At 70.2% G+C, this 24,756-nt stretch carries 26 protein-coding genes; 6 read left to right on the top strand and 20 right to left on the bottom strand.

Annotation, left to right across the window (positions count from 1 at the left end):
* Window positions 1–111: 111 nt before the first annotated feature.
* From AB0J40_RS04145 to AB0J40_RS04165, 5 genes are all read right to left on the bottom strand, one after another.
* Window positions 112–492, bottom strand: coding sequence for a hypothetical protein (locus AB0J40_RS04145; RefSeq protein WP_364447332.1), 381 nt, complete (start codon window positions 490–492; stop codon window positions 112–114).
* A gap of 16 nt (window positions 493–508) precedes the next feature.
* A complete protein-coding gene (locus AB0J40_RS04150) occupies window positions 509–1,699 on the bottom strand; it encodes an RtcB family protein (RefSeq protein ID WP_364447335.1) in 1,191 nt (396 codons plus the stop codon).
* Window positions 1,700–1,788: 89 nt separating this feature from the next.
* Window positions 1,789–2,586 carry an arginase family protein gene (locus AB0J40_RS04155; protein WP_364447338.1) on the bottom strand — a complete coding sequence of 266 codons (798 nt, stop codon included), beginning with the start codon at window positions 2,584–2,586 and terminating at the stop codon, window positions 1,789–1,791.
* A gap of 4 nt (window positions 2,587–2,590) precedes the next feature.
* A complete protein-coding gene (locus tag AB0J40_RS04160) occupies window positions 2,591–3,631 on the bottom strand; it encodes an aspartate-semialdehyde dehydrogenase (protein WP_364447340.1) in 1,041 nt (346 codons plus the stop codon).
* Window positions 3,631–4,896 (bottom strand): aspartate kinase, encoded by a 1,266-nt coding sequence (locus AB0J40_RS04165; protein ID WP_364447343.1) that lies wholly within the window; start codon window positions 4,894–4,896, stop codon window positions 3,631–3,633. The genes AB0J40_RS04160 and AB0J40_RS04165 overlap by 1 nt, the downstream gene beginning before the upstream one ends.
* Window positions 4,897–5,178: 282 nt before the next feature.
* Here AB0J40_RS04165 and AB0J40_RS04170 point away from each other — a divergent pair, with 282 nt between their 5' ends.
* A complete protein-coding gene (locus tag AB0J40_RS04170; protein ID WP_364447346.1) occupies window positions 5,179–5,769 on the top strand; it encodes a nitroreductase family protein in 591 nt (196 codons plus the stop codon).
* Here the strand turns inward: AB0J40_RS04170 and AB0J40_RS04175 are convergent.
* Entirely contained in the window at window positions 5,764–6,144 is a 381-nt protein-coding gene (locus AB0J40_RS04175) for a hypothetical protein (protein ID WP_364447349.1), read from the bottom strand. The two genes, AB0J40_RS04170 and AB0J40_RS04175, sit on opposite strands and share 6 nt — an antisense overlap.
* Window positions 6,145–6,362: 218 nt before the next feature.
* On the opposite strand from AB0J40_RS04175, the gene leuA reads away from it, so the two are divergent.
* Window positions 6,363–8,123, top strand: a complete 1,761-nt coding sequence (gene leuA, locus AB0J40_RS04180) for a 2-isopropylmalate synthase (RefSeq protein WP_364447352.1) — start codon at window positions 6,363–6,365, stop codon at window positions 8,121–8,123.
* An 80-nt stretch (window positions 8,124–8,203) separates the two neighbouring features.
* Complete coding sequence (locus AB0J40_RS04185) at window positions 8,204–8,755, top strand: VTT domain-containing protein (protein ID WP_364447355.1); 552 nt, start codon at window positions 8,204–8,206, stop codon at window positions 8,753–8,755.
* Here the strand turns inward: AB0J40_RS04185 and AB0J40_RS04190 are convergent.
* Window positions 8,742–9,347, bottom strand: coding sequence for a peroxiredoxin-like family protein (locus AB0J40_RS04190; protein WP_364447357.1), 606 nt, complete (start codon window positions 9,345–9,347; stop codon window positions 8,742–8,744). The genes AB0J40_RS04185 and AB0J40_RS04190 overlap by 14 nt on opposite strands.
* 59 nt (window positions 9,348–9,406) lie before the next feature.
* Between AB0J40_RS04190 and AB0J40_RS04195 the strand changes: the two genes are divergently transcribed.
* On the top strand, window positions 9,407–10,009 hold the full coding sequence (locus AB0J40_RS04195) for a TetR/AcrR family transcriptional regulator (RefSeq protein ID WP_364447360.1): 603 nt from the start codon (window positions 9,407–9,409) through the stop codon (window positions 10,007–10,009).
* Here AB0J40_RS04195 and AB0J40_RS04200 read toward each other — a convergent pair.
* Window positions 9,999–10,904, bottom strand: coding sequence for a LysR family transcriptional regulator (locus AB0J40_RS04200; RefSeq protein WP_364447362.1), 906 nt, complete (start codon window positions 10,902–10,904; stop codon window positions 9,999–10,001). The two genes, AB0J40_RS04195 and AB0J40_RS04200, sit on opposite strands and share 11 nt — an antisense overlap.
* A gap of 86 nt (window positions 10,905–10,990) precedes the next feature.
* On the opposite strand from AB0J40_RS04200, the gene AB0J40_RS04205 reads away from it, so the two are divergent.
* Entirely contained in the window at window positions 10,991–11,887 is an 897-nt protein-coding gene (locus tag AB0J40_RS04205; RefSeq protein ID WP_364447364.1) for an EamA family transporter, read from the top strand.
* Here AB0J40_RS04205 and AB0J40_RS04210 read toward each other — a convergent pair.
* The 3 genes from AB0J40_RS04210 to AB0J40_RS04220 all read right to left on the bottom strand — a co-directional run bounded on the left by AB0J40_RS04210 (window position 11,884) and on the right by AB0J40_RS04220 (window position 14,307).
* On the bottom strand, window positions 11,884–12,528 hold the full coding sequence (locus tag AB0J40_RS04210) for a DedA family protein (protein ID WP_364447366.1): 645 nt from the start codon (window positions 12,526–12,528) through the stop codon (window positions 11,884–11,886). The genes AB0J40_RS04205 and AB0J40_RS04210 overlap by 4 nt on opposite strands.
* Before the next feature lie 247 nt (window positions 12,529–12,775).
* A complete protein-coding gene (locus AB0J40_RS04215) occupies window positions 12,776–13,951 on the bottom strand; it encodes a DUF6596 domain-containing protein (RefSeq protein ID WP_364447368.1) in 1,176 nt (391 codons plus the stop codon).
* Window positions 13,948–14,307, bottom strand: a complete 360-nt coding sequence (locus AB0J40_RS04220; RefSeq protein ID WP_364447371.1) for a YciI family protein — start codon at window positions 14,305–14,307, stop codon at window positions 13,948–13,950. Before AB0J40_RS04220 ends, AB0J40_RS04215 begins: the two co-directional genes overlap by 4 nt.
* A gap of 80 nt (window positions 14,308–14,387) precedes the next feature.
* Between AB0J40_RS04220 and AB0J40_RS04225 the strand changes: the two genes are divergently transcribed.
* Window positions 14,388–14,810 carry a nuclear transport factor 2 family protein gene (locus tag AB0J40_RS04225; protein ID WP_364447374.1) on the top strand — a complete coding sequence of 141 codons (423 nt, stop codon included), beginning with the start codon at window positions 14,388–14,390 and terminating at the stop codon, window positions 14,808–14,810.
* Window positions 14,811–14,861: 51 nt separating this feature from the next.
* On the opposite strand, the gene AB0J40_RS04230 is transcribed toward AB0J40_RS04225, so the two are convergent.
* From AB0J40_RS04230 to AB0J40_RS04270, 9 genes are all read right to left on the bottom strand, one after another.
* Window positions 14,862–15,974 (bottom strand): oligopeptide/dipeptide ABC transporter ATP-binding protein, encoded by a 1,113-nt coding sequence (locus tag AB0J40_RS04230; RefSeq protein ID WP_364447377.1) that lies wholly within the window; start codon window positions 15,972–15,974, stop codon window positions 14,862–14,864.
* Window positions 15,971–16,966, bottom strand: a complete 996-nt coding sequence (locus AB0J40_RS04235) for an ABC transporter ATP-binding protein (protein WP_364447380.1) — start codon at window positions 16,964–16,966, stop codon at window positions 15,971–15,973. Before AB0J40_RS04235 ends, AB0J40_RS04230 begins: the two co-directional genes overlap by 4 nt.
* A gap of 6 nt (window positions 16,967–16,972) precedes the next feature.
* On the bottom strand, window positions 16,973–17,902 hold the full coding sequence (locus AB0J40_RS04240; protein ID WP_364447382.1) for an ABC transporter permease: 930 nt from the start codon (window positions 17,900–17,902) through the stop codon (window positions 16,973–16,975).
* The gene (locus AB0J40_RS04245) at window positions 17,899–18,900 is read right to left on the bottom strand and encodes an ABC transporter permease (protein WP_364447385.1); all 1,002 of its coding nucleotides are present in this window, start codon (window positions 18,898–18,900) and stop codon (window positions 17,899–17,901) included. The genes AB0J40_RS04240 and AB0J40_RS04245 overlap by 4 nt, the downstream gene beginning before the upstream one ends.
* An 83-nt stretch (window positions 18,901–18,983) precedes the next feature.
* Window positions 18,984–20,663, bottom strand: a complete 1,680-nt coding sequence (locus AB0J40_RS04250) for an ABC transporter substrate-binding protein (protein WP_364447388.1) — start codon at window positions 20,661–20,663, stop codon at window positions 18,984–18,986.
* Window positions 20,664–20,991: 328 nt separating this feature from the next.
* Complete coding sequence (locus tag AB0J40_RS04255; protein ID WP_364447390.1) at window positions 20,992–21,528, bottom strand: uridine kinase; 537 nt, start codon at window positions 21,526–21,528, stop codon at window positions 20,992–20,994.
* Window positions 21,529–21,532: 4 nt separating this feature from the next.
* Window positions 21,533–21,967 carry a DUF2304 domain-containing protein gene (locus AB0J40_RS04260; protein WP_364447393.1) on the bottom strand — a complete coding sequence of 145 codons (435 nt, stop codon included), beginning with the start codon at window positions 21,965–21,967 and terminating at the stop codon, window positions 21,533–21,535.
* A 12-nt stretch (window positions 21,968–21,979) separates the two neighbouring features.
* Window positions 21,980–22,723 (bottom strand): glycosyltransferase family 2 protein, encoded by a 744-nt coding sequence (locus AB0J40_RS04265; RefSeq protein WP_364447396.1) that lies wholly within the window; start codon window positions 22,721–22,723, stop codon window positions 21,980–21,982.
* Window positions 22,724–22,740: 17 nt separating this feature from the next.
* Window positions 22,741–24,720, bottom strand: coding sequence for a DUF6541 family protein (locus tag AB0J40_RS04270; protein WP_364447398.1), 1,980 nt, complete (start codon window positions 24,718–24,720; stop codon window positions 22,741–22,743).
* Between the last annotated feature and the right edge of the window lie 36 nt (window positions 24,721–24,756).

The following is a 24,756-nucleotide window of genomic DNA, read 5'->3' on the forward strand; positions in this document are numbered from 1 at the left end:
GCCGCACCCGCCGGCGGCGCGGGCCCCGCCGTTGCCGTTTTTTACGCGGGACTCCCGGGGATCGTGGTTCTTGAACTGGGTGGTCCACCCCCCCCCCACCACTCACGAGCGTCAGCCGCAGGCCGCGCGCAGGGCGTCGAGCTTCTTGACGTTGCGCTGCACCCACTGGGCCACGACGCCGGCGTCTTCGATGCGTTCCTTCTGCACCTCGACGTAGGACCCGGCCATGCCGAGCAGCGCGTTCTTGACGTCCTGGTCCTGGACGTCGGAGGCGAGCTCGCGCAGGCGCTTCTCCTTGTCGGCGGCCCGCGCCTTCAGCTTCTCCGGGTCGACCAGCGGGTTCAGGTCCGCCAGCCCGAGGGCCTCCGTGCAGACGCCCACCTTGTCGACGGTCTTCGACCCCTGGTCGACCGCGTTGCCGACCTCGGCGCACCCGCTCAGCAGCAGTGCGGCCGCGGCCAGCAGCGCGGCCGTCGTTCCACCCCTCGTCATGGCGCCAAGGTACCGGTCAGCCCTTGACGCAGACCACCTGCTTGAGGTGCGCCACGACCTCGACCAGGTCCGTCTGGGCCTGGATCACCGTTTCGATGTCCTTGTACGCGGCCGGGATCTCGTCGACGACCCCCGAGTCCTTGCGGCACTCGACGCCCGCCGTCTGCGCCGCGAGGTCGTCGGCGGTGAACAGCTTCTTGGCCTTGTTGCGGGACATCCGGCGGCCGGCGCCGTGCGACGCGGACTGGAAGGACGAGGTGTTCCCGAGACCGCGGACGATGTACGAACCGGTCCCCATGCTGCCCGGGATGATCCCGAGATCACCCGATCCGGCGCGGATCGCGCCCTTCCGGGTGACGAGCAGCTCGACGCCGTCGTAGGTCTCCTCGGCGACGTAGTTGTGGTGGCACGAGATCGCGTCGTCGAACGTCGTCCGCGGGACGACGTCCTTCAGCGCCTGCTTCACGAGCGCGACCATCGTCGCGCGGTTGCGCGCCGCGTAGTCCTGCGCCCAGAACAGGTCGCGCCGGTACGCCGCCATCTCGGGCGTGCCCGCGACGAACACCGCGAGGTCTCGGTCCGGCAGGTCCGCGTTGTGCGGCAGCTTCCGCGCGACCGCCATGTGGCGCTCCGCGAGCTCCTTGCCGATGTTGCGCGAACCCGAGTGCAGCATCAGCCAGACGCGGCCCTCGTCGGCGCCACCCTGCTCGAGGCAGACCTCGATGAAGTGGTTGCCGCCGCCGAGGCTCCCGATCTGCCGCGCGGCCCGGTCGTGCAGGTCCTGGACGCCTTCGTGCAACTGGCCGAAGCCCTTCCAGAACGCGTCCCAGCCGCCGACGCCGTGCACCTTCGCCGGGTTCACGGGCGTCTTGTGCAGCCCGAACCCGACCGGCACGGCGCTTTCGATCCGGCGGCGCAGCTTCCCGAGGTCGTCGGGCAGGTCGGCGGCGGTGAGCGACGTCCGCACGGCGCTCATCCCGCACCCGATGTCGACCCCGACGGCGGCGGGCGAAACGGCGTCGCGCATGGCGATGACGCTGCCCACCGTGGCGCCCTTGCCGTAGTGGACGTCGGGCATCACGGCGACCCCGTGCACCCACGGCAGGTTGGCGACGTTCTGCAGCTGCCGCATGGCCTGGTCTTCGACCGACGCGGGGTCCGCCCACATCCGGATCGGGACGCGCGCGCCGTCGACAGCGGTGTACATGGTTCCTCCCCTTGACTTGCTTGCGGTGCCGAGGATCCCCCATGGCCGCCGAAGCGACAAGGCGATTTCCGATCGTCCACTGTAGATAGTCAGCTCACCACAGCGAGCTTCGTGCCGGTCAGCTCGATCAGCTCGAGTGCCGCCGCACGAACCGCGCCCGTGGTGTCGGCCGCCGGGTCGTACGCCGCGAAGGTCGCGCTCACCAGCGGCAGCCGGGCACTGATCGCCTCGACGACCGCGCGGACCTCGGCCGCGTCGGGGCCACCCGGCGCCGCGTACTCGTTGGCCCGGCCCACCCGCCGGGAATCGTGCACGTCCAAGTCGACGTGCAGGTGCACCCGCCGCACCCGGGGCGGGAAGACGGCCGCCGCCACCTCGGCGGGCCGGGCCGGGAGCAGGCGGATGGCGGACCCGGCCAGGACCTCCCGCTCCGCCGGGTCGAGGTCGCGCGCGCCCACCAGCAGGACCTGCTCCTCGGGAACCGGGCGCAGCCCGGGGATCGCCGTCCGGCAGCGACCGGTGAGCATGGCGAGGGCCATCCCGTCGACGAAGCCCGAGGTCGTCGTCTCCGGGGTGTTCAGGTCGGCGTGCGCGTCGAGCCACACCACCGCCAGGTCGCCGTCGGTGTCCATGCTCGCGACCACGCCTGCCGACGCGCCGCAGTTGCCCGACAGCACCACCGGTGCGACACCGTCGGCGACCGCGCGCGCGACCTCGTCGGCGACCGCCCGCTGGACGTCCTCGTAAGAACCTTCCGACTCCACCGTGCGGACCTCGGCCGCGCCCAGCCGGCCGGCCGCGCCGTGGCGCAGCAGGTCGGCGGGGCCGGCTCCCATCCGCCGGTCGCGGTGGCCCGAGTCGAACGGAACGAGGATCAGGCGGGGCACGCGATCAGTGCTGCTCGGCGATCAGCTCCGCGATCTGCACGGCGTTGAGCGCCGCGCCCTTGCGCAGGTTGTCGTTGGAGATGAACAGCGCCAGCCCGCGGCCGCCCTCGATGCCCTGGTCGACGCGGATGCGGCCGACGTAGCTCGGGTCGTTGCCCGCCGCCTGCAGCGGGGTCGGGACCTCCGACAGCTCGACGCCCGGCGCGTGCGCCAGCAGCTCCGTCGCGCGCTCGACCGTCAGCGCCCGCTCGAATTCGGCGTTCACCGAGATCGAGTGGCCCGAGAACACCGGCACGCGCACGCAGGTGCACGAAACGCCGAGGCCCGGGATGCTCAGGATCTTGCGGCTCTCGTTGCGGAACTTCTTCTCCTCGTCCGTCTCCAACTCGCCGTCGTCCACAATGGACCCGGCCATCGGGAGGACGTTGAACGCGATCGGGCGGACGTACTTCTCCGGCTGGGGGAAGTCGATCGCCGCGCCGTCGTGGGTCAGCAGGGAAGCGTGCTCGGCGGCCGCCTTGACCTGGCCCGCCAGCTCGTCGACGCCGGCCAGCCCGCTGCCGGACACCGCCTGGTACGTCGACGCGACCAGCCGGACCAGCCCGGCTTCGTCGTGCAGCGGCTTCAGCACCGGCATCGCGGCCATCGTGGTGCAGTTGGGGTTCGCGATGATCCCCTTGCGCGCCTCCTTGATCGCCTGCGGGTTGACCTCGCTGACGACCAGTGGCACGTCCGGGTCCATCCGGAACGCCGAGGAGTTGTCGATCACCGTCGCGCCCGCCTCGGCGAACCGCGGCGCCTGCGCCTTGGACGTCGAGCCGCCCGCGGAGAACAGCGCGATGTCCAAACCGGACGGATCGGCCGTCGCCGCGTCCTCGACCGTGACTTCCGTGTCGCGCCAAGGCAGTTTCGAACCCGCCGAGCGCGCCGAAGCGAAGTACCGGAGCTCGGCGATCGGGAACTCCCGCTCCGCCAGCAGCTTGCGCATGACCGCGCCGACCTGGCCGGTCGCGCCGACCACCCCGACCCGCAACCCGTCCGCCATCAGCGACCACTCCCCGCGTAGACCACAGCTTCCTCGTCGCCGCCGAGCTCGAACGCGTCGTGGATCGCGCGCACGGCGTCGTCGAGCTGGGCGTCCCGGATCAGCACCGAGATCCGGATCTCCGAGGTGTTGATGATTTCGATGTTGACGCCGGCGTTGGCCAGCGCTTCGCAGAACGTCGCCGTGACACCGGGGTGCGAGCGCATCCCGGCGCCGACGAGCGAGACCTTGCCGACGTGGTCGTCGTAGAGCACCGACTCGAAGCCGATCTCCGCCTTGACCTTCTCCAGTTCCTTGACCGCCTTGGCGCCGTTGGCCTTCGACAGCGTGAACGTGATGTCCGTGCGGCCGGAGACGGTGCTGGAGACGTTCTGCAGCACCATGTCGATGTCGATCTCGGCGTCGGCGATCACGCGGAAGATCCGGGCCGCGGCGCCGGCGTGGTCCGGCACCCCGGTGACCGTGATCTTGGCTTCGGAGCGGTCGTGCGCCACACCGGTGATCAGGGCTTGTTCCACGGGGATCTCCTCGATAGAACCGGTCACCGTCGTGCCCGGCTTGTCACTGTAGGAAGAGCGGACTCGGATCGGGACGCCGTAGCGGCGCGCGTACTCGACCGAACGCAGGTGCAGGATCTTCGACCCGCTGGCGGCGAGCTCCAGCATCTCCTCGTACGGGATGGTGTCGAGCTTGCGCGCGTCCGGCACGATCCGCGGGTCGGCGGAGTACACACCGTCCACATCGGAGTAGATCTCGCAGACGTCGGCGTTCAGCGCGGCGGCCAGCGCGACGGCGGTGGTGTCCGAGCCGCCGCGGCCGAGCGTGGTGATGTCCTTGGTGTCCTGCGCGACGCCCTGGAAGCCGGCGACCAGCGCGATGTAGCCCTGCTCGAGCGCCTCGGTGACGCGGCTCGGGGTGACGTCGATGATGCGCGCGTTGCCGTGCACCGACGTCGTGACGACGCCGGCCTGCGAACCGGTGAACGACCAGGCCTCGGCGCCCTGGGCCGCGATGGCCATGGCGACCAGCGAGTTCGAAATGCGCTCACCCGCGGTGAGCAGCATGTCCATCTCCCGCTCCGGCGGCGCCGGGTTCACCTGCTGCGCCAGGTCGAGCAGCTCGTCGGTGGTGTCACCCATCGCCGAGCAGACGACGACGACGTCGTTGCCCGCCTTCTTCGTGGCGACGATCCGCTCGGCGACGCGCTTGATCCGGTCGGCACTTTCCAGCGACGATCCGCCGTACTTCTGGACCACGAGGGCCACGCCCGAACCTCCTCGCGGGCCGGGCGGCTCCCTGGTGGGCACCGGAGAGCCCCCGCGTCCCATGATTTGCAGTGGAGCCTACCGGGGCCGGGACGGCCCGCCACCCTCTTGACGTGGGGCGGACCCTCCGCGCGGGTCGTTCGGAAGTAAATCTTCCGTAACACCAACGAAATGCGCGGAGCCCTTCCTCCCGAGTGACGCACAGCACTCATCGGTATCTCCTCCCATGCCCCCACCACCACCCTCAACGGAGGCGCTTCGCGCCGCAGTACCGTCTTAATCGTGCGGAAACCAGCTGTGACGAGCGTCCCGATCGCCTCCCTGATGGCCGAGCGGTGGAGCCCGCGGGCGTTGGACGCGTCCTTTTCGGTGACCGAGGACCAGGTCCGGGCGCTGCTGGAGGCGGCTCGCTGGGCCCCGTCGTTCGGCAACACCCAGCCGGCCCGCTACCTGGTGGGCGTGCGCGGCACGCCGTCGTTCGACGCGATCCTGTCGACGTTGAACTCGGGGAACCGGGCCTGGGCGCACCGCGCGAGCCTGCTGCTGATCGGCGTGATGATGACGACGAACGAAAAGGGAGACGTGCCGTACGCGGAGTACGGGCTCGGGCTGGCGTCGGAGAACCTCGTGCTGCAGGCGGTGGAGCTGGGGTTGGTGGCGCACCAGATGGCGGGGTTTTCGGCGGACGCGGTCCGCGCGGCGTTCTCCCTCCCGGCGGACGCGGTCCCGAAGGTGGCGATCGCGGTGGGGTCGCCGGCCGACCCGGAAGTGCTCGAGGAGGACTGGCGGATCGAGCGCGAAAAGTCGGAGCGCGTGCGGCTGCCGCTGGCGGAGTTCGCGTTCACCGAGCAGTGGGGCAAGCCGGCGCTATGACGCGCCGCCCACCCGGCGGATGATCTTCGCCAGGATGCCGGACACCACGAGCCAGAAGATCGCCGCGATGCCGTAGTTCACCAGCACCCGCAGCTTCTCGTCACTCGGTGTGAACAGATCGCTGAACCCCAGTGCCAGCGAGTCCGCCCAGGACTTCACGAACGACACGATGCCGTTTTCCGGGTTCGCCGAGCCCACCGTGAAGATCACGTGGATCACCAGCAGCGCGGCGAAGATCAACCCCACCCAGCGGACGATCGACGCCACCACGGAGGCCACGCGGCCGCTCGCGCCGCGCCAGTCGACCGGGGCTCGGCGGGACACCTTCGTCTCCTCCGAAGACGACGCCGACGACGACTCTGCGTGCTCACCCATGCTCGCAGTTTCGCACGGCGACCCGCCGATTGCTACCCACAGGTAACCCCCGGAACGGGCCGCCCGGCTTCCCTCGCCCGGCGTTCCGTGGTTATGGTGGGGGCGTGGCGCGTGTTCTCCTGCTTCGCTGCCGCGACGGGGCCTGATCGGACCGGCTCCTCGTCGCGGGGCTTCGTGGTGCCGGTCGCACCCGTCGAGCTGGAGACACCCCCAATCCCATGAGCAAGATCCGCAAGCCTTCTCGTCCCGCGCCCGCCGACCAGCCCGCCTGGAACACCCAGCGCGGCACGTCCATGCCGGTACACCGCTACCGCCCGTGGTACGACCTCGTCGAGAACATCGACCTGCCCGACCGCACCTGGCCCACCAAGCGCATCGAGCGCGCGCCGCTGTGGTGCGCCGTCGACCTGCGGGACGGCAACCAGGCCCTGATCGACCCCATGTCGCCCGCGCGCAAGCGGAAGTTCTTCGACCTGCTGGTACGCATGGGCTACAAGGAGATCGAGGTCGGCTTCCCGGCCGCGAGCCAGACCGACTTCGACTTCGTCCGCGAGATCATCGAAGAGGGCGCCATCCCGGACGACGTCAGCATCCAGGTGCTGACCCAGTGCCGTCCCGAGCTGATCGAGCGGACCTTCCAGTCGCTCGAAGGCGCGCCGCGGGCGATCGTCCACATCTACAACTCGACCTCGATCCTGCAGCGCCGCGTCGTCTTCCGCGAGGAGCGCGAAGGCATCAAGAAGATCGCGACGCAGGCCGCGGAAATGGTCGTCGAGCTGGCCGCGAAGCAGCCGGACACCGACTTCCGCTTCCAGTACTCGCCGGAGTCCTACACCGGCACCGAGCTGTCCTACGCGCTCGAGGTCTGCAACGCCGTCACCGAGATCTGGCAGCCGACGCCGGAGAAGCCGGTCATCCTGAACCTGCCGGCGACCGTCGAGATGGCGACGCCGAACGTCTACGCCGACTCGATCGAGTGGATGTCCCGGAACCTGGAGCGCCGCGACTCGGTGATCCTGTCGCTGCACCCGCACAACGACCGCGGCACCGGCATCGCCGCCGCCGAGCTGGGCTACCAGGCCGGCGCCGACCGCATCGAAGGCTGCCTGTTCGGCAACGGCGAGCGCACCGGCAACGTCGACCTGGTCGCGCTGGGCATGAACCTCTACAGCCAGGGCATCGACCCGCAGATCGACTTCTCCGACATGGACGAGATCAAGCGGACCGTCGAGTACTGCAACCAGCTGCCGGTCGGCGAGCGCTCGCCGTGGGGCGGCGACCTGGTGTTCACGGCGTTCTCGGGCAGCCACCAGGACGCCATCAACAAGGGCCTCGACGCGCTGAAGGACGCCGCCGACAAGGCGGGCGTGCCGATCGACGAGTACCCGTGGGAGGTCCCGTACCTGCCCATCGACCCGAAGGACGTCGGCCGCACGTACGAGGCCGTGATCCGGGTGAACTCGCAGTCCGGCAAGGGCGGCGTCGCCTACATCATGAAGGCCGAGCACCAGCTCGACCTGCCGCGGCGGCTGCAGATCGAGTTCTCGAAGGTCATCCAGCGCTACACCGACTCCGAGGGTGGCGAGGTCGACCCGACGACGATGTACAACGCCTTCTCGGCCGAGTACCTGGAGCTGAAGACGCCGCTGGAGCTGGTCCGCCAGCACGTCCGCGACAACGGCGACGGCGAGTACGACATCACCGCGACCGTGAAGGTGGAGGGTGACGAGCACGAGGTCACCGGCCGCGGCAACGGCCCGATCGCGGCGTTCTTCGACGCGCTGTCGACCGTGGGCTTCGATCTGCGCCTGCTGGACTACTCCGAGCACACGCTCTCCCCGGGCGACGACGCGCGCGCGGCGTCGTACATCGAGTGCGCGATCTCGGACCGGGTGTTCTGGGGCATCGGCATCGACCCGTCGATCGTGACGGCGTCGCTGCGCGCGGTCGTCTCGGCGGTGAACCGCGCCAACCGCTGAACCTGTGGGCCGCCTGTCGGGTTGCTGTGAGTACTCCTCGATCAGGAGTTTTCCGGTCCCGGCAGGCGGTTAATGGAGACGTGGACGCGACTACGGCCGGACTGCTGGTGCTGTTCGTCGTCTCGCTGGTGCCGCTGCTGCCCACCGAGGTGACGCTCCTCGGCATGGGGGTCGCGGCGGCCCAGGGCGGGACGTCGCTCGCGGTCGTGATCGCGGTCGCTTCGGCCGGGTGCCTGGTCTCGGACCAGGCGCTCTACGCCCTCGGCCGGTTCGGTGGCCGGGCGGCGCTGAACCGGCTGAGCCGGCGGCGGAAGATCGCCGCCGGCATCGGCTGGCTCGACGGACGGCTGCGGCGCCACCCCCGGCCGGTCCTGGTGGTCGCCCGCTGGCTGCCGTCGGGCGGAACGATCGGCGCCTTGCTCGCCGGTTCGCTCCGGTGGCCGATGGCGGAGTTCTTCACCGCTTCGGCCGTCGGCGTCACGCTCTGGACGTCCTACGTGGCCTTCCTCGGCTACGCGGGCGGCCGGATCATCACCGAACCCGGGATCGGCATGCTGCTCTCCCTGGGCGTCGCCCTGCTCCTGGGTTCGGTGATCACCTACGGCGTGAAGCGCGGGGCTAGAGCGCTTTGAGGATCTCCGCCGGCTCGGTGCGCGTGACGAAGTCCGGGTGGACGTCGACGAACCGGAGCACCCGGTCCCGGTCCACCACGACGACCGCCGGGTGGACCAGCTCCCAGGAGCCGTTGACCTGCTCGAGGTCCGTGCCGAGCGTCTGCATGGCTTCGCGCACGGACGCGGAGACCGGGTAGCTCAGCCCGAGTCCGCGGGCGACGGTGCTGCCGACGTCCGACAGCACCGGGAACTCCAGGTCCGGGAGCGGGCCGTCCGGCTTCTGCGGACTGATCGCGACCAGGCTCGCGTTCCTCGCCGTCAGCTCCGGCAGCAGTTCCTGCTGGTACGTGCGCAGCGTCAGGTTGCAGTACGGGCACCACTGGCCGCGGTAGAACACGAGCACCGCCGGCCCGTCGGCGACGAGGTCGCCCAGGCTCACCGGCGTGCCGTCGGCCGCGGGCAGCGTGAAGTCTTCGATCTTGTCGCCCACCTCGGCGAACTTCGTCTCGGCAGCTCGACGCCGGGCCGCTTCGAGGACTTCGAAGATCTCCGGCGGCAAGGCGCTGCGGGCGTGGTCGTTCACGCCGGTCAGGGCGTCGTTGAGCGTCACGGATCCCCCTTGCTCGTTGTACTGATCGGTACAGTGGGCCGAACTGTACTATCCGGTACATGGAGGTGCAAGCGGCTTCGACCCCGCGCGGCAAGCGGACCCGCGACGCGATCGTCGACGCGGCGGCGGCGCTGATGTACGTCGACGGCGTCGCGGGCACGAGCGTCGACAAGGTGCTCGCCGCGAGCGGGGCCGGGAAATCGCAGATGTACCACTACTTCAAGAACAAGGAACAGCTGGTCGGGGCCGTGATCGACCGGTACCTCGAGCAGATCCTCGGCAACCAGCCGGCGATCTTCACGCTGTCGTCCTGGGCCGATCTCGAGACGTGGACCGAGCAGCTGCTGGACGTCCACCGCCGCGCGGGCGGGCCGATCGCGTGCCCGCTGGGCAACCTCGCCGGCGAGGTCGGCGACAACCCGAAGCTCGCGCCGCTGGTCGACCAGGCCTACCGGACGTGGGAGTCGCACCTGGAGCGCGGGCTGGAAGTGTTGCGGGACAAGGGTGAGCTGATCCCCGACGCCGACCCGGCGCGACTGGCCCGGGCGGCGATGACGTCCGTCCACGGTGGACTGCTGCTGGCGCACATCCGCAACGACCTCACGGCGCTGCAGGACGCGCTGGGCATCGCGCTGGCCTACCTGCGCGGCTTCAAGCGGTGAGCTGACCGACCTCCGCGCGCAGCTCGTCGATCACCTTGGCCACGGCCGGGCGTTGCAGCGCGCCCGTGCGGCACACCGCCTCCACCAGCCGCGCCGCGCGGATGCCGGACAGCGGCCGCCCCACCAGGCCGCTGGCGCGTCCGGTGTTCATCGTGTACCGCGGCAGCAGCGCGATCCCGTGCCCGGCCGCGACCAGGCGTTCGGTGATCCGGAAGTCGTTGATCCGCTGGACCACCACCGGCCGCACGCCGGTGCGGATGGTCAGCGAGCGCAGGACGTCGTCCACCGGGAAGCCGAAGTCGACGCTGATCCAGCGTTCGTCCGCCAGGTCCGCCAGCTCGACGCGCCGCCGGTTCGCCAGCCGGTGCCCGGCCGGGAGCGCGACGTCGAGCGGCTCGCGCAGCAGCGGCACGACGTCCAGCCGGCCGGAGTCGAACTCCGGCGCGTGCTCGTCCCGGTGCGCGACGACGATGTCGTAGTCCGCGACCAGGCCGGGCACCTCCGGCGGCGTCATGTCGACGTCGCGGACGTCGACCTCCAGGCCGTCGTACCCGGCCACGCGGGTCAGCAGGCCGGGCAGCAGCATCAGCCCCGCCGACTGGAAGATCGCGATCCGCACGCGCCCGCGCGGCGCGCTGCGGTAGGTGTCCAGTTCGGACTCGGCGCGTTCGAGCGCGGCCAGCACCTCGTCGGCACGGGCGACCAGCGCGCGGCCGGCGTCGGTCAGCCGCAGCCCGCGCCCGGCCGGTTCGGTGAGCGGCAGCCCGACCTCCGCCTGGAGCGCGCGCAGCTGCTGCGAAACCGCCGACGGCGTGCAGTGCAGCGCCCGCGCGGCCGCCGTCACGCTGCCGCGGTCGGCGAACTCCCGGAACGTGCGCAGGCGACCCAGATCCACGACGCCAGCATATGTGAAGCACGGCTACAAAGTCCCTGCAGATAATCTCGCTGGTCCTTCACTGTCCGCCTTGCGAGAGTGGAGGCATGCCCACCCGTGACCGCCTGCTCGCCGTGCTCGTCGCCGTCCTCTGGGGCCTCAACTTCCTCGCCATCCACGCCACGCTCGGCCAGTTCCCGCCGGTGTTCGCGGGCGCGCTGCGGTTCGCCGTCATCGCCGTGCCGACGATCCTGTTCGTGCCGTGGCCGAAGGTGAAGGTGCGGTACCTGCTCGGCTACGGCCTCGGCTTCGGCACCGGCCAGTTCGCGTTCCTGTTCATCGCGATGGACACCGGGATGCCGACCGGGCTCGCGTCGCTGGTGCTGCAGGCGTCGGCGCCGTTCACGGTGCTGCTCGGCGCGGTCTTCCTGCGCGAACGCGTCACGCCGCACCAGCTGGCCGGCATCGCGCTGGCCGTCGCCGGGATGGCGGCGATCGCGTGGCAGCAGTCCGGCCACGCGGCGCTGCTGCCGATGGTGCTGACGCTGCTGGCCGCGCTGAGCTGGGCGTTCGGCAACCTGAGCACGCGCAAGGCCGAGCCGGACAACCCGCTGCACTTCACGCTGTGGATGTCGGTGGTGCCGCCGCTGCCGATGTTCGCGCTGTCGCTGGTCATGGAGGGCCCGGCCGCGCAGTGGCGCTCGCTGACGACGCTCGGGACGCCGACCGGGCTGACCGCGCTGGGCGGGCTGGCCTACGTGGTGCTGATCGGGACGGTCGTCGGCTCGGGCCTGTGGACGACGTTGATGCGCCGCAACCCGGCCGGCGTGGTGTCGCCGTTCTCGCTGCTGGTGCCGGTGGTCGGGCTGACGGCGTCGTTCGCGTTCCTCGGCGAGCGGCCGACCTGGCTGGAGGCCGGCGCCGCCGTCGTCGTGATCGCCGGGGTGCTGCTGGGGTCGCTCCGGCCGGCGCGCAAGCCCGCGCCGGAACTGGTGACGGTCTAAGCCGCGTTCTCCTCCTGCTTCGGCGTCTCTTCGCTCTCGTGCTTCTTGCCGAGCCGCTTCTTCATGACGAAGAAGACGACGACACCGATGATGATGGCGGCGACCAGACCGTACTTGGAGAAGTTCCCCAGCCACTCTTCGGCGACGACGCCGAGGTAGTAGACGGCGGCGGTGGTGCCACCGGCCCAGACGATGCCACCGGCGGCGTTCGCCAGCAGGAACTTGGGGTAGTGCATCCGCAGCGACCCGGCGAGCGGGCCGGCGAGGATGCGCAGGAAAGCGATGAAGCGGCCCAGGAAGACGGCCCAGACCCCGCGTTTGTTGAAGATCCGTTCGGCGTTGGCGATGTGCGTCGGGCCGAAATGCTTCGGGAATTTCCGGCCCGCCCAGGCGAACAGCCGTTGCCCGCCGGTCTTTCCGATCAGATAGCCGATGCTGTCCCCGATGATGGCGCCGGCGCTGGCGAGAACCCCGATCCACAGCGGGTTCAGGGTGCTGTGCTGCGAAGCCAGCAGGGCGGCACTGACCAGCACGATCTCGCCGGGCAGCGGAATGCCGAGGCTTTCGATCATGATCACCGCGCCGACGATCAGGTACACCGAAAGCGGCGGGATCGCCTCCAGCCATTGGTCGATGTGCACTGTTCGTACCCCCTGCTGTCGCGGAATCTGCTTTTTGAAGGGTACCGGGGGTGGGGTGGCCGGGGCGGCCTACTCAGGTATTGGCAGGGGTACGACTTCAGTCGGGGGTCACGGAGTTGTCCACAGGGTTCACCCCCATGTGGACAACTTGTGGGCTACTGGGACGAACGGCGGTTTCGGTCGGTGGGCGCCGGTAGACTGGACGTGGGCACGCCCCCAGGGCAGGGCGGGGCTCCGGCGCTGCCGGTCACGGCTCCAACTTCGCTGCCCGGGCCTGCAGGTACCCCTGCTCCGGCAAACTCAACGTCCGCCGAGCGGCGGCCAGATAAGCCTCCCGAGCCCCCGCGAAATCCCCCACCTCCTCCAGCAAATGCCCCCGCACGGCAGCCACCCGGTAGTGCCCCGCCACCTCCACGCCGGCCAGCTCCGCCAACCCCGCCTCGGCCCCGTGGACCTGCGCGAACGCCACCACCCGGTTCAACGTCACCATCGGCCCCGGCGCCACCACCCGCAGCAGGTCGTACAACGTCAAGATCTGGGCCCAGTCCGTCGACTCCGCCGACGTCGCCTCGTCGTGGACCGCCGCGATCGCCGCCTGGAGCTGGTATGGCCCGATCGGGGACGTCGCCAGCGCCTTCGTGATCAGCGCCGTCCCCTCCGCGATCAACCCGGCGTCCCACAGCGAACGGTCCTGGGCCGCCAGCGGGACCAGGGCCCCGGACTCCGACACCCGGGCCGGGCGGCGGGCCTCCGTCAGCAGCATCAACGCCAGCAGGCCCGTGACCTCGCCCTCGGCCGGTAGCTCCGCGTGCAACGCGCGGACCAGGCGGATCGCCTCCGTCGTCAGCTCGACGCGGCTCACCGCGCCACCCGAACTGGCCGTGTGGCCCTCCGTGAAGATCAAGTACAGCACCTGCAGCACCGCCGCCAGCCGCTCGGGGTGCGCGTCGCCGGAGAACCTCTCGCCACGCAGTGAACGCTTCGCCCGGCTGATCCGCTGGCCGATCGTCGCCTCCGGAACCAGGAACGCGCGGGCGATCTCCGCCGTCGTCAACCCGCCCACCGCGCGCAGGGTCAGCGCCACCTGCGAAGGCCGCGGAAGCGCCGGGTGGCAGCACAGCAGCAGCAACGTCAGCGTGTCGTCGACCGCGACCGGCGCGGGATCCGGTGGCTCGGCCGAAAAGACAGCCTCTTCACGCCGCCGGCGGGCCGAGTCGCTGCGCAACTGCTCGATGCGGCGGCGGGACGCCGTTGTGATCAACCACCCTTTCGGGTGATCCGGGATCCCCGCAGACGGCCACTGCTGCGACGCCGCCAGCAACGCTTCCTGGACGGCGTCCTCGCACGCCTCGAAGTCGCCGTACCGCCGGACCAGCGCCGCCAGGACCTGGGGCGCCAGCGACCGCAGCAGCTCCGGGTTCACAGCTCCGGCCCGTGCAGTCCCATCACCGGCCGCACCTCGACCGCCGCGAACGCCGCCTCCGGGATGCGGAAGGCGATCTCGACCGCGCGCTCCTGGCTCTCGCAGTCGAGCAGGTAGAAGCCGGCGAGGAACTCCTTCGCCTCCGCGAACGGCCCGTCCGTCGTCGTGCCGGCGCTGATCCGGGTGGTCAGCTCCGGGTAGGCCAGCCGCTCGGAGACGATCCGTTCGCCGGACGCGTCGAGCTCGTCGGTGAGCTGCTGGTAGTACGCGAGCCCGGCGGCCCGCTGCTCCTCGCTCATCCCCTCCCACGCCCGGCGCGACTCGGGGTTGCCGTAGATCAGCACCACGTATTTCACGAACGCCTCCCGGTCGGTGTCGAAATCCGCGCGGCGGCGCCTACGTCCCCTCCGAAGGCACCACACCCGAGGAGGATGGCATGACCGAGCAGCGAATCCGCGACTTGATGGCGGCGCGTGCAAAGGCGATGACCGAACGCGACGCCAAGGCGCTGGCAGCGCAGTACGCACCGGACGCCGTGGCGTTCACCCTCGCCCCGCCGCTGGTGCACCACGGCGAGGACGTCGAAGCCCGCGAAGCGTGGTTCGCCACCTTCGACGGTCCGATCGAGTACGAGACCCGCGACCTCGAGATCGTCACCGGCGGCGGCATCGCGTACTGCCACGCGCTCACCCGCCTGTCCACGACGCCGAAGGGAATGCCCCAGCCCTTCGAGCTGTGGTTCCGCTCCACCGTCTGCTTCCGCGAGCAGGACGGCGACTGGCGGATCACCCACGTCCACGACTCGACGCCGTTCTATATGGACGGCTCGATGAGCGCGGCGCTCGACCTCAAGCCGTGAAAAAGGGCCGGCCGGGGCGAAACCCCGGCCGGCCCCTTCGACAACGAGAACTCAGAGGATCTCGGCGGCCGTGCCGACGTCCGGCGGGCCCAGGTCGGGGTTCAGCGCCCCGGTGAGCTCCACCAGCTCCGGCTCGACCTCGTGCGGCTGGATGCGCCCGTCGCGGATGTCCTCCGCGTAGTGGCACGCCACCCGGTGCCCGCCACCGATCTCACGCAGCTGCGGGCGGTCGGTGTCGCACAGGCTCGCCTGCCGCCACGGGCAGCGCGTGTGGAAGCGGCAGCCCGACGGCGGGTTGGCGGGCGAGGGCAGGTCGCCCGCCAGCAGGATCTGCTCGCGGGTGTCCTCGACCTGCGGGTCCGGCACCGGGATGGCCGACAGCAGCGCCCGCGTGTACGGGTGCAGCGGGTCCCGGTACAGCGAGTCCGCGTCGGTCTCCTCGACCAGCGCGCCCAGGTACATCACGCCGATGCGGTCGGAGATGTGCCGCACCACCGCGAGGTCGTGCGCGATCACCACGTACGTCAGGCCGAGCTGGTCCTGCAGGTCCTCCAGCAGGTTGACGACCTGGGCCTGCACCGAAACGTCCAGTGCGGACACCGGCTCGTCGGCGACGATCAGGTCCGGCTCCACCGCCAGCGCCCGCGCGATGCCGATGCGCTGGCGCTGCCCGCCCGAGAACTCGTGCGGGTACTTGCGCAGCGACGTCTCCGGCAGGCCGACCGCGGCCAGCAGCTGCCGCAGCCGCCGCTGGGTGGCTTCCTTGTCCTGGTCGAGGCCGTGCGCGTGCATGCCCTCGAGCAGGATGGACTCGACCGACTGGCGCGGGTCCAAACTGGACATCGGGTCCTGGAAGATCATCTGCATCCGGCGCCGGGCCTTCCGCAGCTCCTCTCCCTTGAGCTGGGCGACATCCGTGCCGTCGAACTTCACGGAACCGGCGGTCGGCTCGTTCAGCCGCAGGATCGCCCGGCCCAAAGTGGACTTTCCGCAGCCCGATTCGCCCACCAGGCCGTAGGTTTCGCCGCGGCGGATGGCCAGGTCGACGCCGTCGACCGCGTACACGTGCCCGACCGTCCGGTCGAACACGATGCCGCTCTTGATCGGGAAGTGCACCTTGAGGTCGTCGACCTCGAGCAGCACGTCACCAGCAGGACGGGTCATCGGGCTCCTCCTCCCGCGGCGACCGCGGGCCGCACGGGGTTGTGACAGCGCAGCAGCCCGCCGTGGTCGGGCACCAGCTGTGGCTGGACCTCGCGGCAGGTCTGGAGCGCGTTGGGGCAGCGCGGCGCGAAGGCGCACCCGTGGTCCCACGGGATGTTGTCGGCCACCGAACCCCGGATCGGGATCAGCTTCTCGCCGCGGCCCGCGTCCAGCCGCGGGATCGACGCCAGCAGGCCGTGCGTGTACGGGTGCCGCGGCTCGGCGAACAGCTGGTGCCGCTGCGCCCGCTCGACGATCTTGCCGCCGTAGAGCACGTTGACCTCGTCGCACAGCCCGGCGACGACGCCGAGGTCGTGCGTGATCATGATCAGCGCGGTGCCGGTGTCCTGCACCAGTTCCCGCAGCAGCGCCAGGATCTGCGCCTGGATGGTGACGTCCAACGCGGTGGTCGGCTCGTCGGCGATGAGCAGCCGCGGCCGGCACGCCAGCGCGATCGCGATCAGCGCGCGCTGGCGCATCCCGCCGGAAAGCTGGTGCGGGTACTCGGAAAGCCGGCGCGACGGGTCGGGGATGCCGACCTTGTCGAGCAGGTCCACCGCTTCGACGGAGGCCGCCTTGCGCGACATCCCGCGGTGGCGCTCCAGCACCTCGGTGATCTGCAGCCCGATCGGGATGACCGGGTTCAGCGAGGACAGCGGGTCCTGGAACACCATGCCGAGGTCGCGGCCGCGGCGGTCGCGCATTTCCTTGTCGGACAGGCGAAGCAGGTCGGTGCCCTCGAAGCGCACCGAACCGCTGACCTTGTTGCCGCGCTTGGCGAGCAGCCGCATGATCGCCAGCGACGTGACGGACTTGCCGCAGCCGGACTCGCCGACGAGGCCGACCGTCTGGCCCGGCTCGACGTCGAAGCTGACGTTGTCCACCGCGGTGAACGACTGCTCGCCACGGCGGACGAACTGGACCGTGAGATCACGGACCTCAAGGAGTGCCATGGGGGTTCACCGCCTGTTCTTCGGGTCGAGGGCTTCGCGGAGGGACTCGCCGAGCAGCGTGAACCCGAGCGCGACGACGATGATCGCGATCGCCGGGTAGTACGCGAGCTCGGGCCGGACGTCGAGGAACTGCCGGGCACCCTTGCTCAGCATGATGCCCCACTCCGCCCGGTTCGGGTCCGGGTCGCCCAGGCCGAGGAACGACAGCGCGGCGGCCTCGAGGATGGCGGTCGCCAAGGTCAACGTGGCCTGCACGATGACCGGGCCGAGCGAGTTCGGCAGCATGTGCCGGAACACGATCGCGCCGCGTTTCACGCCCAGCGACGTCGCCGCGAGGACGTGGTCGCTGCTGCGCTGCGTCAGCATCGAACCGCGCAGCAGCCGCGCGAAGATCGGCACCCCGATCAGCGAGACGGCGAGGATCACCGTCCACTGGCTCGGCTTGGCGAACAGCGCCGCGACCGAGATCGCCAGCAGCAGCGACGGCACCGACAGCATGACGTCGACCAGTCGCATGAGGACGGTGTCGACCCAGCCGCCGAACGCGCCGGCGAGCCCGCCGATGATGACGCCGAGGAGCACGCCGATCACCGTGGCCAGCACGCCGACCAGCAGCGTGTTCTGCGCGCCGACGATCAGCCGCGACAGCTCGTCACGGCCGAAGTCGTCCACCCCGAGCGGGAAACCCGGCTGGGCGCCGGGGATGATGCCCTGGCCCAGGGCGACCTTGTCCTGCAGGTACCGCTCGAACGGGTCCTTGGGCGCGACCAGCGGCGCGAACACCGCCAGCAGGACGAACAGGCCGGTGATCACGCCACCGGTGATGGCGACCGGGCTGCGCAACATCCGCCGCAGGGCCTCGCCGCCGAGGCTGTGCCCGCTCGCCGCGGCGAGCTTGTCGATCGGCTCTTTCTTCTTGTTCAGCAGAGTGTTCATCGCACACGCACCCTCGGGTCGATGATCCCGTACGAGACGTCGACCAGCATGTTCACCAGCACGTAGACCAGCGCCCCGAACAGCAGCAGCGCCTGGAGCCGGGGGTAGTCACGCCGTTCGATGCCTTCGGCCAGCAGGAACCCGAGGCCGCGGAAGTTGAACACGCGCTCGGTCAGCACCGCGCCGCCGAGCAGCGCGCCGGTCTGCAGGCCGATCGTGGTGACCACGGGCAGCAGGCCGTTGCGCAGCACGTGCCGGCGGCGGACCACCGGCTGCGTGAGGCCCTTCGAGTTGGCCGTGCGGATGAAGTCCTCGTTGAGCACTTCGAGCACCGACGCCCGGGTGATCCGGGTGATCACCGCGAGCGGGATGGTCGCGAGCGCGAACGCCGGGAGGATCAGGTGCTTGATCGCGTCCCAGACGGCGTCCCACTCGCTGGTCATGATGCCGTCGAGGACGGCGAAGTTCGTGACGGCGGTGGCGTCGAGCCCGGCGGTCTGCCGTCCCTGCGACGGCAGACCCAGGGGGCCGGCGAGCAGGTCCTGCATCATGTAGCCGAGGAAGAAGACGGGGACCGCGACGCCGATCAGCGTCAGCACGATGATCACGTTGTCGGCGACGCCACCGCGGTAGCGGGCCGAGAGGTAGCCCGCCGGGATGCCGATGAGCACCGCGACGATCATCGCGGAGACACCCAGCTCGATGGTGGCCGGCAGGAACGTGCCGATCTCCGACATCACCGGCTGGGTGGAGACCAGCGAGGCACCGAAGTCACCGGTGACCGCGCGGCCGAGGAACTTGAAGTACTGGATGATGACCGGCTGGTCGAGCCCCAGCACGTGGTTGAGGTTGGCGATCTTCTCCGGCGTTGCCTTGTCGCCGAGGAGGGCGGCCGCGGGCCCTCCGGGCAGCGACCGTAGCCAGGCGAAGACCAGGATGGACAGGATGAGCAGCGTCGGTATCGCTTGTAGCAGCCGACGCACGAGAAAACGGAGCACTTGGTGTCCTTTGGGGCCAGCCCGGGAGGTACGGGCAAGGGGTGGGCGCGGTAGCACCCACCCCATGCCTCACAGGTGGAACGTCAGTTGACGGTGACGGTGTTGAACCGCTCGTCGGTCAGCGGACTGGCGACCAGGCCCTTGACCTTCGGGCCGACCACGATGGCGGGCGGGCCGTAGGAGATCGGGATGGCGGGCAGGTAGTCCATGATCTGCTTGTTCACTTCCTGGTACGCCTTGGCGTGCGCGTCGCCGGCGGGCGAGGCGTCCGCGGCGGCCAGCGCCTGGAACAGCTGCGGGTTGTCGAACCCGAACTCCGGCTTCTTGCGGCCGAAGAAGGTGCCGACGAAGTTCCCCGCGTCGTTGTAGTCACCGGTCCAGCCGAGCAGGTGCAGGTCCTGCTTGCCGAACTTCTGGACGTCGTCCTTGTAGCCACCGTTCCACGGCTTGGCGACGGCCTCGACCTTGATGCCGATGGCCTTCAGGTCCTCGGAGATCGACGTGAAGACGTCCGCCGGGTTCGGCATGTACGGCCGGGTGACCTCGGTCGGGTAGTAGAACTTCAGCGTCAGGTTCGTCGCGCCGGCCTGCTGCAGCAGGTCCTTGGCCTTCTGCTGGTCGTACGGGTACTTGGTGACGTCGTCGGTGTAGCCGGAGATCGTCTTCGGGACGAACTCGGTGGCCACCTCGGAGCCCTCGGGCAGCTTGCTCTTGACGAACTGCTCGCGGTTGATGCCGTAGGCCAGCGCCTGGCGGACGCGGACGTCCTTCAGCTTCTCCCCGGCCGGGCCGGACTGGTTGATGCCCAGGTACAGCACGTTGAACGGCGGCCGCACGAGCACCTGCTCGCCGTCGCCGCGCAGCAGGTTGTAGTCCGCGGGCGCCGGGTAGTCGTAGCCCTGGATGTCGCCGGCCTTGAGCGCCTGCTTGCGGGCGTTCTCGTCCGGGATGACCTTGAAGATCAGCTTGTCGAGCTTCGCCGTCTGGCTCGGGCTGGTGTCGTTCTTGACGAGGGTGATCTCACCCTTGCCCTGGTCCCAGCTGTCGAACTTGAACGGGCCGGTGCCGACCGGGTGCTTGTTCGCGTACTCGCTGTAGGTGAACGAGTCACCGCTCTGGGTGACCTGGTCCGCGTTGTACTGCTTCAGCGCGGCCGGGCTCTGCATCGAGAACGACGGCAGCGTGAACGCCGCCGGGAACGCGCCCTTGGCCTTGTTCAGGTTCAGGACCGCGGTCGCCGGGTCCTTCGCCTCGCAGCTCTTGTAGACCGGGTCGCCGTACTCGTCGCTCTCGTTCTTCGCGAAGCCGCCGAAGACGTCGGCGTAGTAGATCATCTGGCTCTGGGCGGCGGCGCCCTTCATGTTGAACCAGCGGTCGAAGTTGAAGCAGACGGCGGTGGCGTCGAACGGGGTGCCGTCGGAGAACTTCACGCCCTGCTTGAGGCTGAAGGTCCAGGTCTTGCCGTCGTTGCTCGGCTCCCACTTCTCGGCGAGGGAGGGCTCGAGGTCGGCGGTGCCCGGCTTGTTCTGGATCAGCGTGTCGAAGATCTGCCGCGTGATCCGGAAGGTCTCGCCCTCGTCGTTGAAGATCGGGTCGAACAACTTCGGGTTACCGGCCGCACCGAAGATCATCGTGCCCCCGGAACCACCCCCCGCGCCCTCTTCACGCTTGGATTCCGCACAAGCGGACAGCGAAACCGCGAGCGCGCCGGCGAGCCCGATCAGGGCCACGCGGCGTGTTCGGGTCAGCCGCAATTGCTGCATCTGGCACCCCTTGGGAGATGTTCGGGATCAAAGTCACCGTCCGGTCGGTCAGGAACTCGACGGACGATCGGTGTGCCCCGCGACACTAGCGGGAACTCGGCCCAGGCTTAAGTACGTGAGGTTACGATCGCGCTACGTGGGCACCGATTTGACCGCAATGTGTCCGTAAATCGTGACAAAATGTGACCGTTTGAGGCCCGCAACTCCGCCCGGTGCCGGATCACTAACTCAGATGGCGGTACCAACGTTAGCCCGGGCGTGGTGGCGCAACCGTTCCGCCTTGATCGATCCGGACCGTCACCCTCACACTGGGTGACCGGACGAACCCCTACGAAAGTCGGGTGCCGGCGGCTTCGGCCGTGCCGTCGACGGCGAACCAGCCGCGTTCGAACCGTTGCCAGCGGCCCAGTTCGGCCTGTGCGGCCGCGCCGTCGCGCGCGACGGTCCTGGCCAGCCGGGCGGCTTCCGGGCCGCCGGAAAGCCAGCAGAGGTGCGAAAGCAGGGGTCTTACCGAAGTGCGGCCGCTGGAAACGCCCTCCAGCACCAGGACGTCCGGCACGGGCACCCGGACGAGCTCGCCGGGCCGGGGCGTCCCGCTCGTCCAGTCCATCCGCCGGTAAGCGCCTTCGACGCCGTCCGCGAGGGGCCGCAGGACGCCGTCCACCAGCCGGGGCCACCACGAAACCGGGTCGTCCCAGGTCGCGAAGGCGTCGGTACTCACCAGCTCCGTCCGGCAGCCGCGCGCACGCAGCTCGGCGACGACCTGGGCGGCCAGCGTGGACTTCCCGGCGCCCGACGGGCCGTCGATGGCCAGGACGCGCACCCCGCCGAGCCGCGCGGGCGCGGCGAGCAGGGCGTCGATCACCCGGTCACTTGCTGACGCGCTCGACCTCGGGAAGCCCTTTGACGTCGTCCGGCGCGGTCGTGCGCGCCTCCAGCTCGGCGATCCGGCCCGCCAGCTCGCGCTTGGCGTCCTCCAGCTCGCAGCGCAGCAGCGCGATCTCCTCGACCGACGTGCGCACCTCCTCCTCCAGGTGCCCGACCTCGGTCGAGAGGTGCAGCGACACCAGGGCCAGCACGACGCCGGCGAGGAGGAAGACGAAGTTCGACGGCGTCTGCACGCCGGTGTGCTTGGCGAGGAACTCGGCGGCCTGCGGCAGCACCGCGAGGACGACCACGCCGACCGCGACGACGAGCCACACGCCCGCGTACTTCTCGCGCAGCTTCCGCCGCCGCATCATCTCGAGGACGACGAACAGCACGACACAGGCGACGACGATGCTGAGGATGCGCCAACCCTGCATTTCTGCTTCCCCTTACGCCGAGTCGGACGAGTCGACCGCGGGCCGGCGGCGCACCAGCGCCAGCAGCAGCGCGAGCCCGGCCCGGCTCAGGTAGACGGCGGACTTCACGGGCGAGTGGCTGGGCGTGCCGCCCGCGCGTTCCCGCATGACGACCGGAACTTCCTTGATGGTCAGCTTGGCCCGGATGGCCATCACCAGCGACTCGACGGTGTCGCCGAGGTACTCCGCCGGGTAGTAGCCGGCGAACAACCGGATCGCGCGGGGCCCCATCGCCTTGAAGCCCGACGTGACGTCGGTGAGCTTGGTCTTCGCCAGCCGCGAGAAGACGATCGAGAGCGCGACCATGGCGTACTTGCGCGGGCCACTGGCCTTGTACGAGCCCTTGCCGGCGAACCGGGAGCCGATCACGATGTCGGCGTCGTCCAGCCCGCGCAGCAGCGCGTCGAGCTCGTCCGGGTCGTGCTGGCCGTCCGCGTCCACCTGCACGACGACGTCGTACCCGCGGGCGGCGGCGTAGCGGAAGCCGGTGCGCATCGCGCCGCCGACCCCCAGGTTGACCGCGAGGCGGGCCACTTCGGCCCCGGCCGCGCGGGCGAGCTTGGCGGTGTCGTCGACCGAACCGTCGTCGACGACGAGCAGGTCACCGCTCGGCAGAGCGCGTTTCACCTGGTCGATGACCGAAGCGACGCTCGCGGACTCGTTCAGCGCGGGCATCACGATGAGCACGCGGCGGCTGGTCACGGAGGTGCTGGACACGCGATCACTCTAGCCTTTCACTGCCCGTTACCGGCCGCGGACCCGGGAGCCGCACCAGCTGCGACGACGCCCTGCTGGCCCTCGATCTCGTACACGGTCGCGCCCGGGTTGCGGAACACGACCTTGAAGCCGGGGGTCGTGTCGAGGTGGCTCAGGCCCGGCCCGTTGAACGTGTCCTTGGTGACCTTGCCCGCGCCGACGAAGACGTACCTGACCTTGAGGTCGGTGAGCAGTTCCCGCACGTGCGGGAACTTGTCGATGTCGTCGAGGTAGACGCTCAGGTAGCCGGCCGGGGTGTTGCCCTCGGCGCCGTAGAACGTCCACTCGACCGGCTGGACGCCGTCGAGCGCGTACATCCAGACCGAGCCGTCGGCCTTGCCGTTCATCACCCGCTCGCCCGGCGCGACGTGCGCGGCGAGCCAGTCGAAGGCCTGGCGCTCGTCGTTGCTGACCGTCGGGCCGCCGCTGTAGTTGAGCTGCAGCCGAGCGGCGTTGCGGCCGATGTAGCCGCCGCGGCTCAGGCCGCCGATGACCACGACGAGCAGCACGACACCCACCGTGGTGAGCGTCGCCGGCGAAACGTTCGGCAGCCGGCCGCCGGCCTTGCGCGCGATCCAGCGGGCGGCGGTGTCGGTGAACTCGCCGAACGCGACCGCGCCCGCCAGCGGGACCAGCGCGCCGATCCGCCAGTGGTCGTTGTAGAAGATGCCGGTGAGGGTGTGGATGAGCGGCGTCTCGAGCGACACGGTGGCCGCGAACAGCCCGCCGAACACCACGTACGCGGCGACCATCCACAGCATCCGGCGGTGCCGGACCAGCAGGAAGACGCCGATCAGGGCGGGCACGCCGATCCACCACTGCGGGAACGCGGCCATCGGCGAGAAGGTGAGGGTCTCCCCGAGACCGCCGGTGACGGTGGCCTCCGACGCCCAGTACGCGCTGGTCACGCCGCCCGCGTTGTACAGCGAAGGCAGCGCCAGGGGCAGCCCGCAGACGACGGCGAGCGCGACCGTGGCCCCGAGCGAGGCCGCGGACCGGCGCCAGTCGATGCGCTCGAACTTGACGAGCACCGCGAGCAGGATCAGCAGGAAGTACACGACGACGACGAACGCGACGCTGGTGTGCAGGCCGATCAGGCCCGCGACGCCGACACCGATCGCGACCGGGCCGGAGATCCCGCGCGGCTCCAGCAGCCGGCGCCCGAGCGCGAGCATCGCCGGGATGAGCGCGACGCCGGCGACGTACGGCCAGAGCGGGCCGCGCCACAGCGAGTCGTACGGGAAGTTGGTGAACGACGCCGACACCGCGGCGGCCGCGGCGACCGCCAGCGCGGGCATCCGCCAGACGTGGCACATCGCGGCGACACCGATCGGCACGCACAGGATGACGGTGAGCGCGCCCATGTTCAGCGTCGGCATCATCGCCAGGCCGGCCTTGTCGAAGACCAGCGCGAGCAGGGCGTGGTAGGTGTCCGGGTAGAAGTAGTTCGTCTGGTCCGGCAGGTTCGCGATGGTGCCGACGGTCGAGGGCCGGGCGTCGCCGTGCTCGGCGATCCAGCGGACGAGGTTCGCGTGGAACGGCGCGTCCCAGCCCTGCTGGACCTGGTCGAGACCGCGGGCGCCGCGCAGGAACGTGACGATCCCGACGAGGCTGCCGGCCAGCACGCCGGCGCCGATCAGCAGGTGCTCGCGCAGCGAGCGGGCGGGCGCGGCCGCGGCGGCGTCCCGCTCGGCCCAGTCCGGGTGGCGGCGCGCGGTGAACCGCTGCACGCCGAACGCGAGCGCGAAGCCGACGATCGACAGCACGAGCGTCCACAGGGCGACGTCGAGCGTGGTCCAGCGGATGCCGAGCCCGCCGAGCACCGGGACGCCCAGGCTGACGATGCCGAACGTCAGGATCGGCGCGGCCGCGGCGAGCAGCCAGCCGCGAAGCCGGATCGCGGCCCCGAAGACGAGGCCTGGCAGCCAGAAGGCGAGCACGACCAGAAGTACGTTCATGGTTTTCCGCTGTCCAACCTCACCGGCGTTTCACGC

Origin of the sequence: Amycolatopsis sp. NPDC049691 (assembly GCF_040675005.1) — a bacterium.
Classification (GTDB): Bacteria; Actinomycetota; Actinomycetes; order Mycobacteriales; family Pseudonocardiaceae; genus Amycolatopsis.

What these genes read in the sequence shown, in the direction of transcription:
- AB0J40_RS04145 (WP_364447332.1), bottom strand. Translation starts at nt 492, where the DNA reads ATGACGAGGGGTGGAACGACGGCCGCGCTGCTGGCCGCGGCCGCACTG.
- AB0J40_RS04150 (WP_364447335.1), bottom strand. Translation starts at nt 1,699, where the DNA reads ATGTACACCGCTGTCGACGGCGCGCGCGTCCCGATCCGGATGTGGGCG.
- AB0J40_RS04160 (WP_364447340.1), bottom strand. Translation starts at nt 3,631, where the DNA reads ATGGCGGACGGGTTGCGGGTCGGGGTGGTCGGCGCGACCGGCCAGGTC.
- AB0J40_RS04175 (WP_364447349.1), bottom strand. Translation starts at nt 6,144, where the DNA reads ATGGGTGAGCACGCAGAGTCGTCGTCGGCGTCGTCTTCGGAGGAGACG.
- leuA (WP_364447352.1), top strand. Translation starts at nt 6,363, where the DNA reads ATGAGCAAGATCCGCAAGCCTTCTCGTCCCGCGCCCGCCGACCAGCCC.
- AB0J40_RS04195 (WP_364447360.1), top strand. Translation starts at nt 9,407, where the DNA reads ATGGAGGTGCAAGCGGCTTCGACCCCGCGCGGCAAGCGGACCCGCGAC.
- AB0J40_RS04205 (WP_364447364.1), top strand. Translation starts at nt 10,991, where the DNA reads ATGCCCACCCGTGACCGCCTGCTCGCCGTGCTCGTCGCCGTCCTCTGG.
- AB0J40_RS04225 (WP_364447374.1), top strand. Translation starts at nt 14,388, where the DNA reads ATGACCGAGCAGCGAATCCGCGACTTGATGGCGGCGCGTGCAAAGGCG.
- AB0J40_RS04230 (WP_364447377.1), bottom strand. Translation starts at nt 15,974, where the DNA reads ATGACCCGTCCTGCTGGTGACGTGCTGCTCGAGGTCGACGACCTCAAG.
- AB0J40_RS04235 (WP_364447380.1), bottom strand. Translation starts at nt 16,966, where the DNA reads ATGGCACTCCTTGAGGTCCGTGATCTCACGGTCCAGTTCGTCCGCCGT.
- AB0J40_RS04240 (WP_364447382.1), bottom strand. Translation starts at nt 17,902, where the DNA reads ATGAACACTCTGCTGAACAAGAAGAAAGAGCCGATCGACAAGCTCGCC.
- AB0J40_RS04250 (WP_364447388.1), bottom strand. Translation starts at nt 20,663, where the DNA reads ATGCAGCAATTGCGGCTGACCCGAACACGCCGCGTGGCCCTGATCGGG.
- AB0J40_RS04260 (WP_364447393.1), bottom strand. Translation starts at nt 21,967, where the DNA reads ATGCAGGGTTGGCGCATCCTCAGCATCGTCGTCGCCTGTGTCGTGCTG.
- AB0J40_RS04270 (WP_364447398.1), bottom strand. Translation starts at nt 24,720, where the DNA reads ATGAACGTACTTCTGGTCGTGCTCGCCTTCTGGCTGCCAGGCCTCGTC.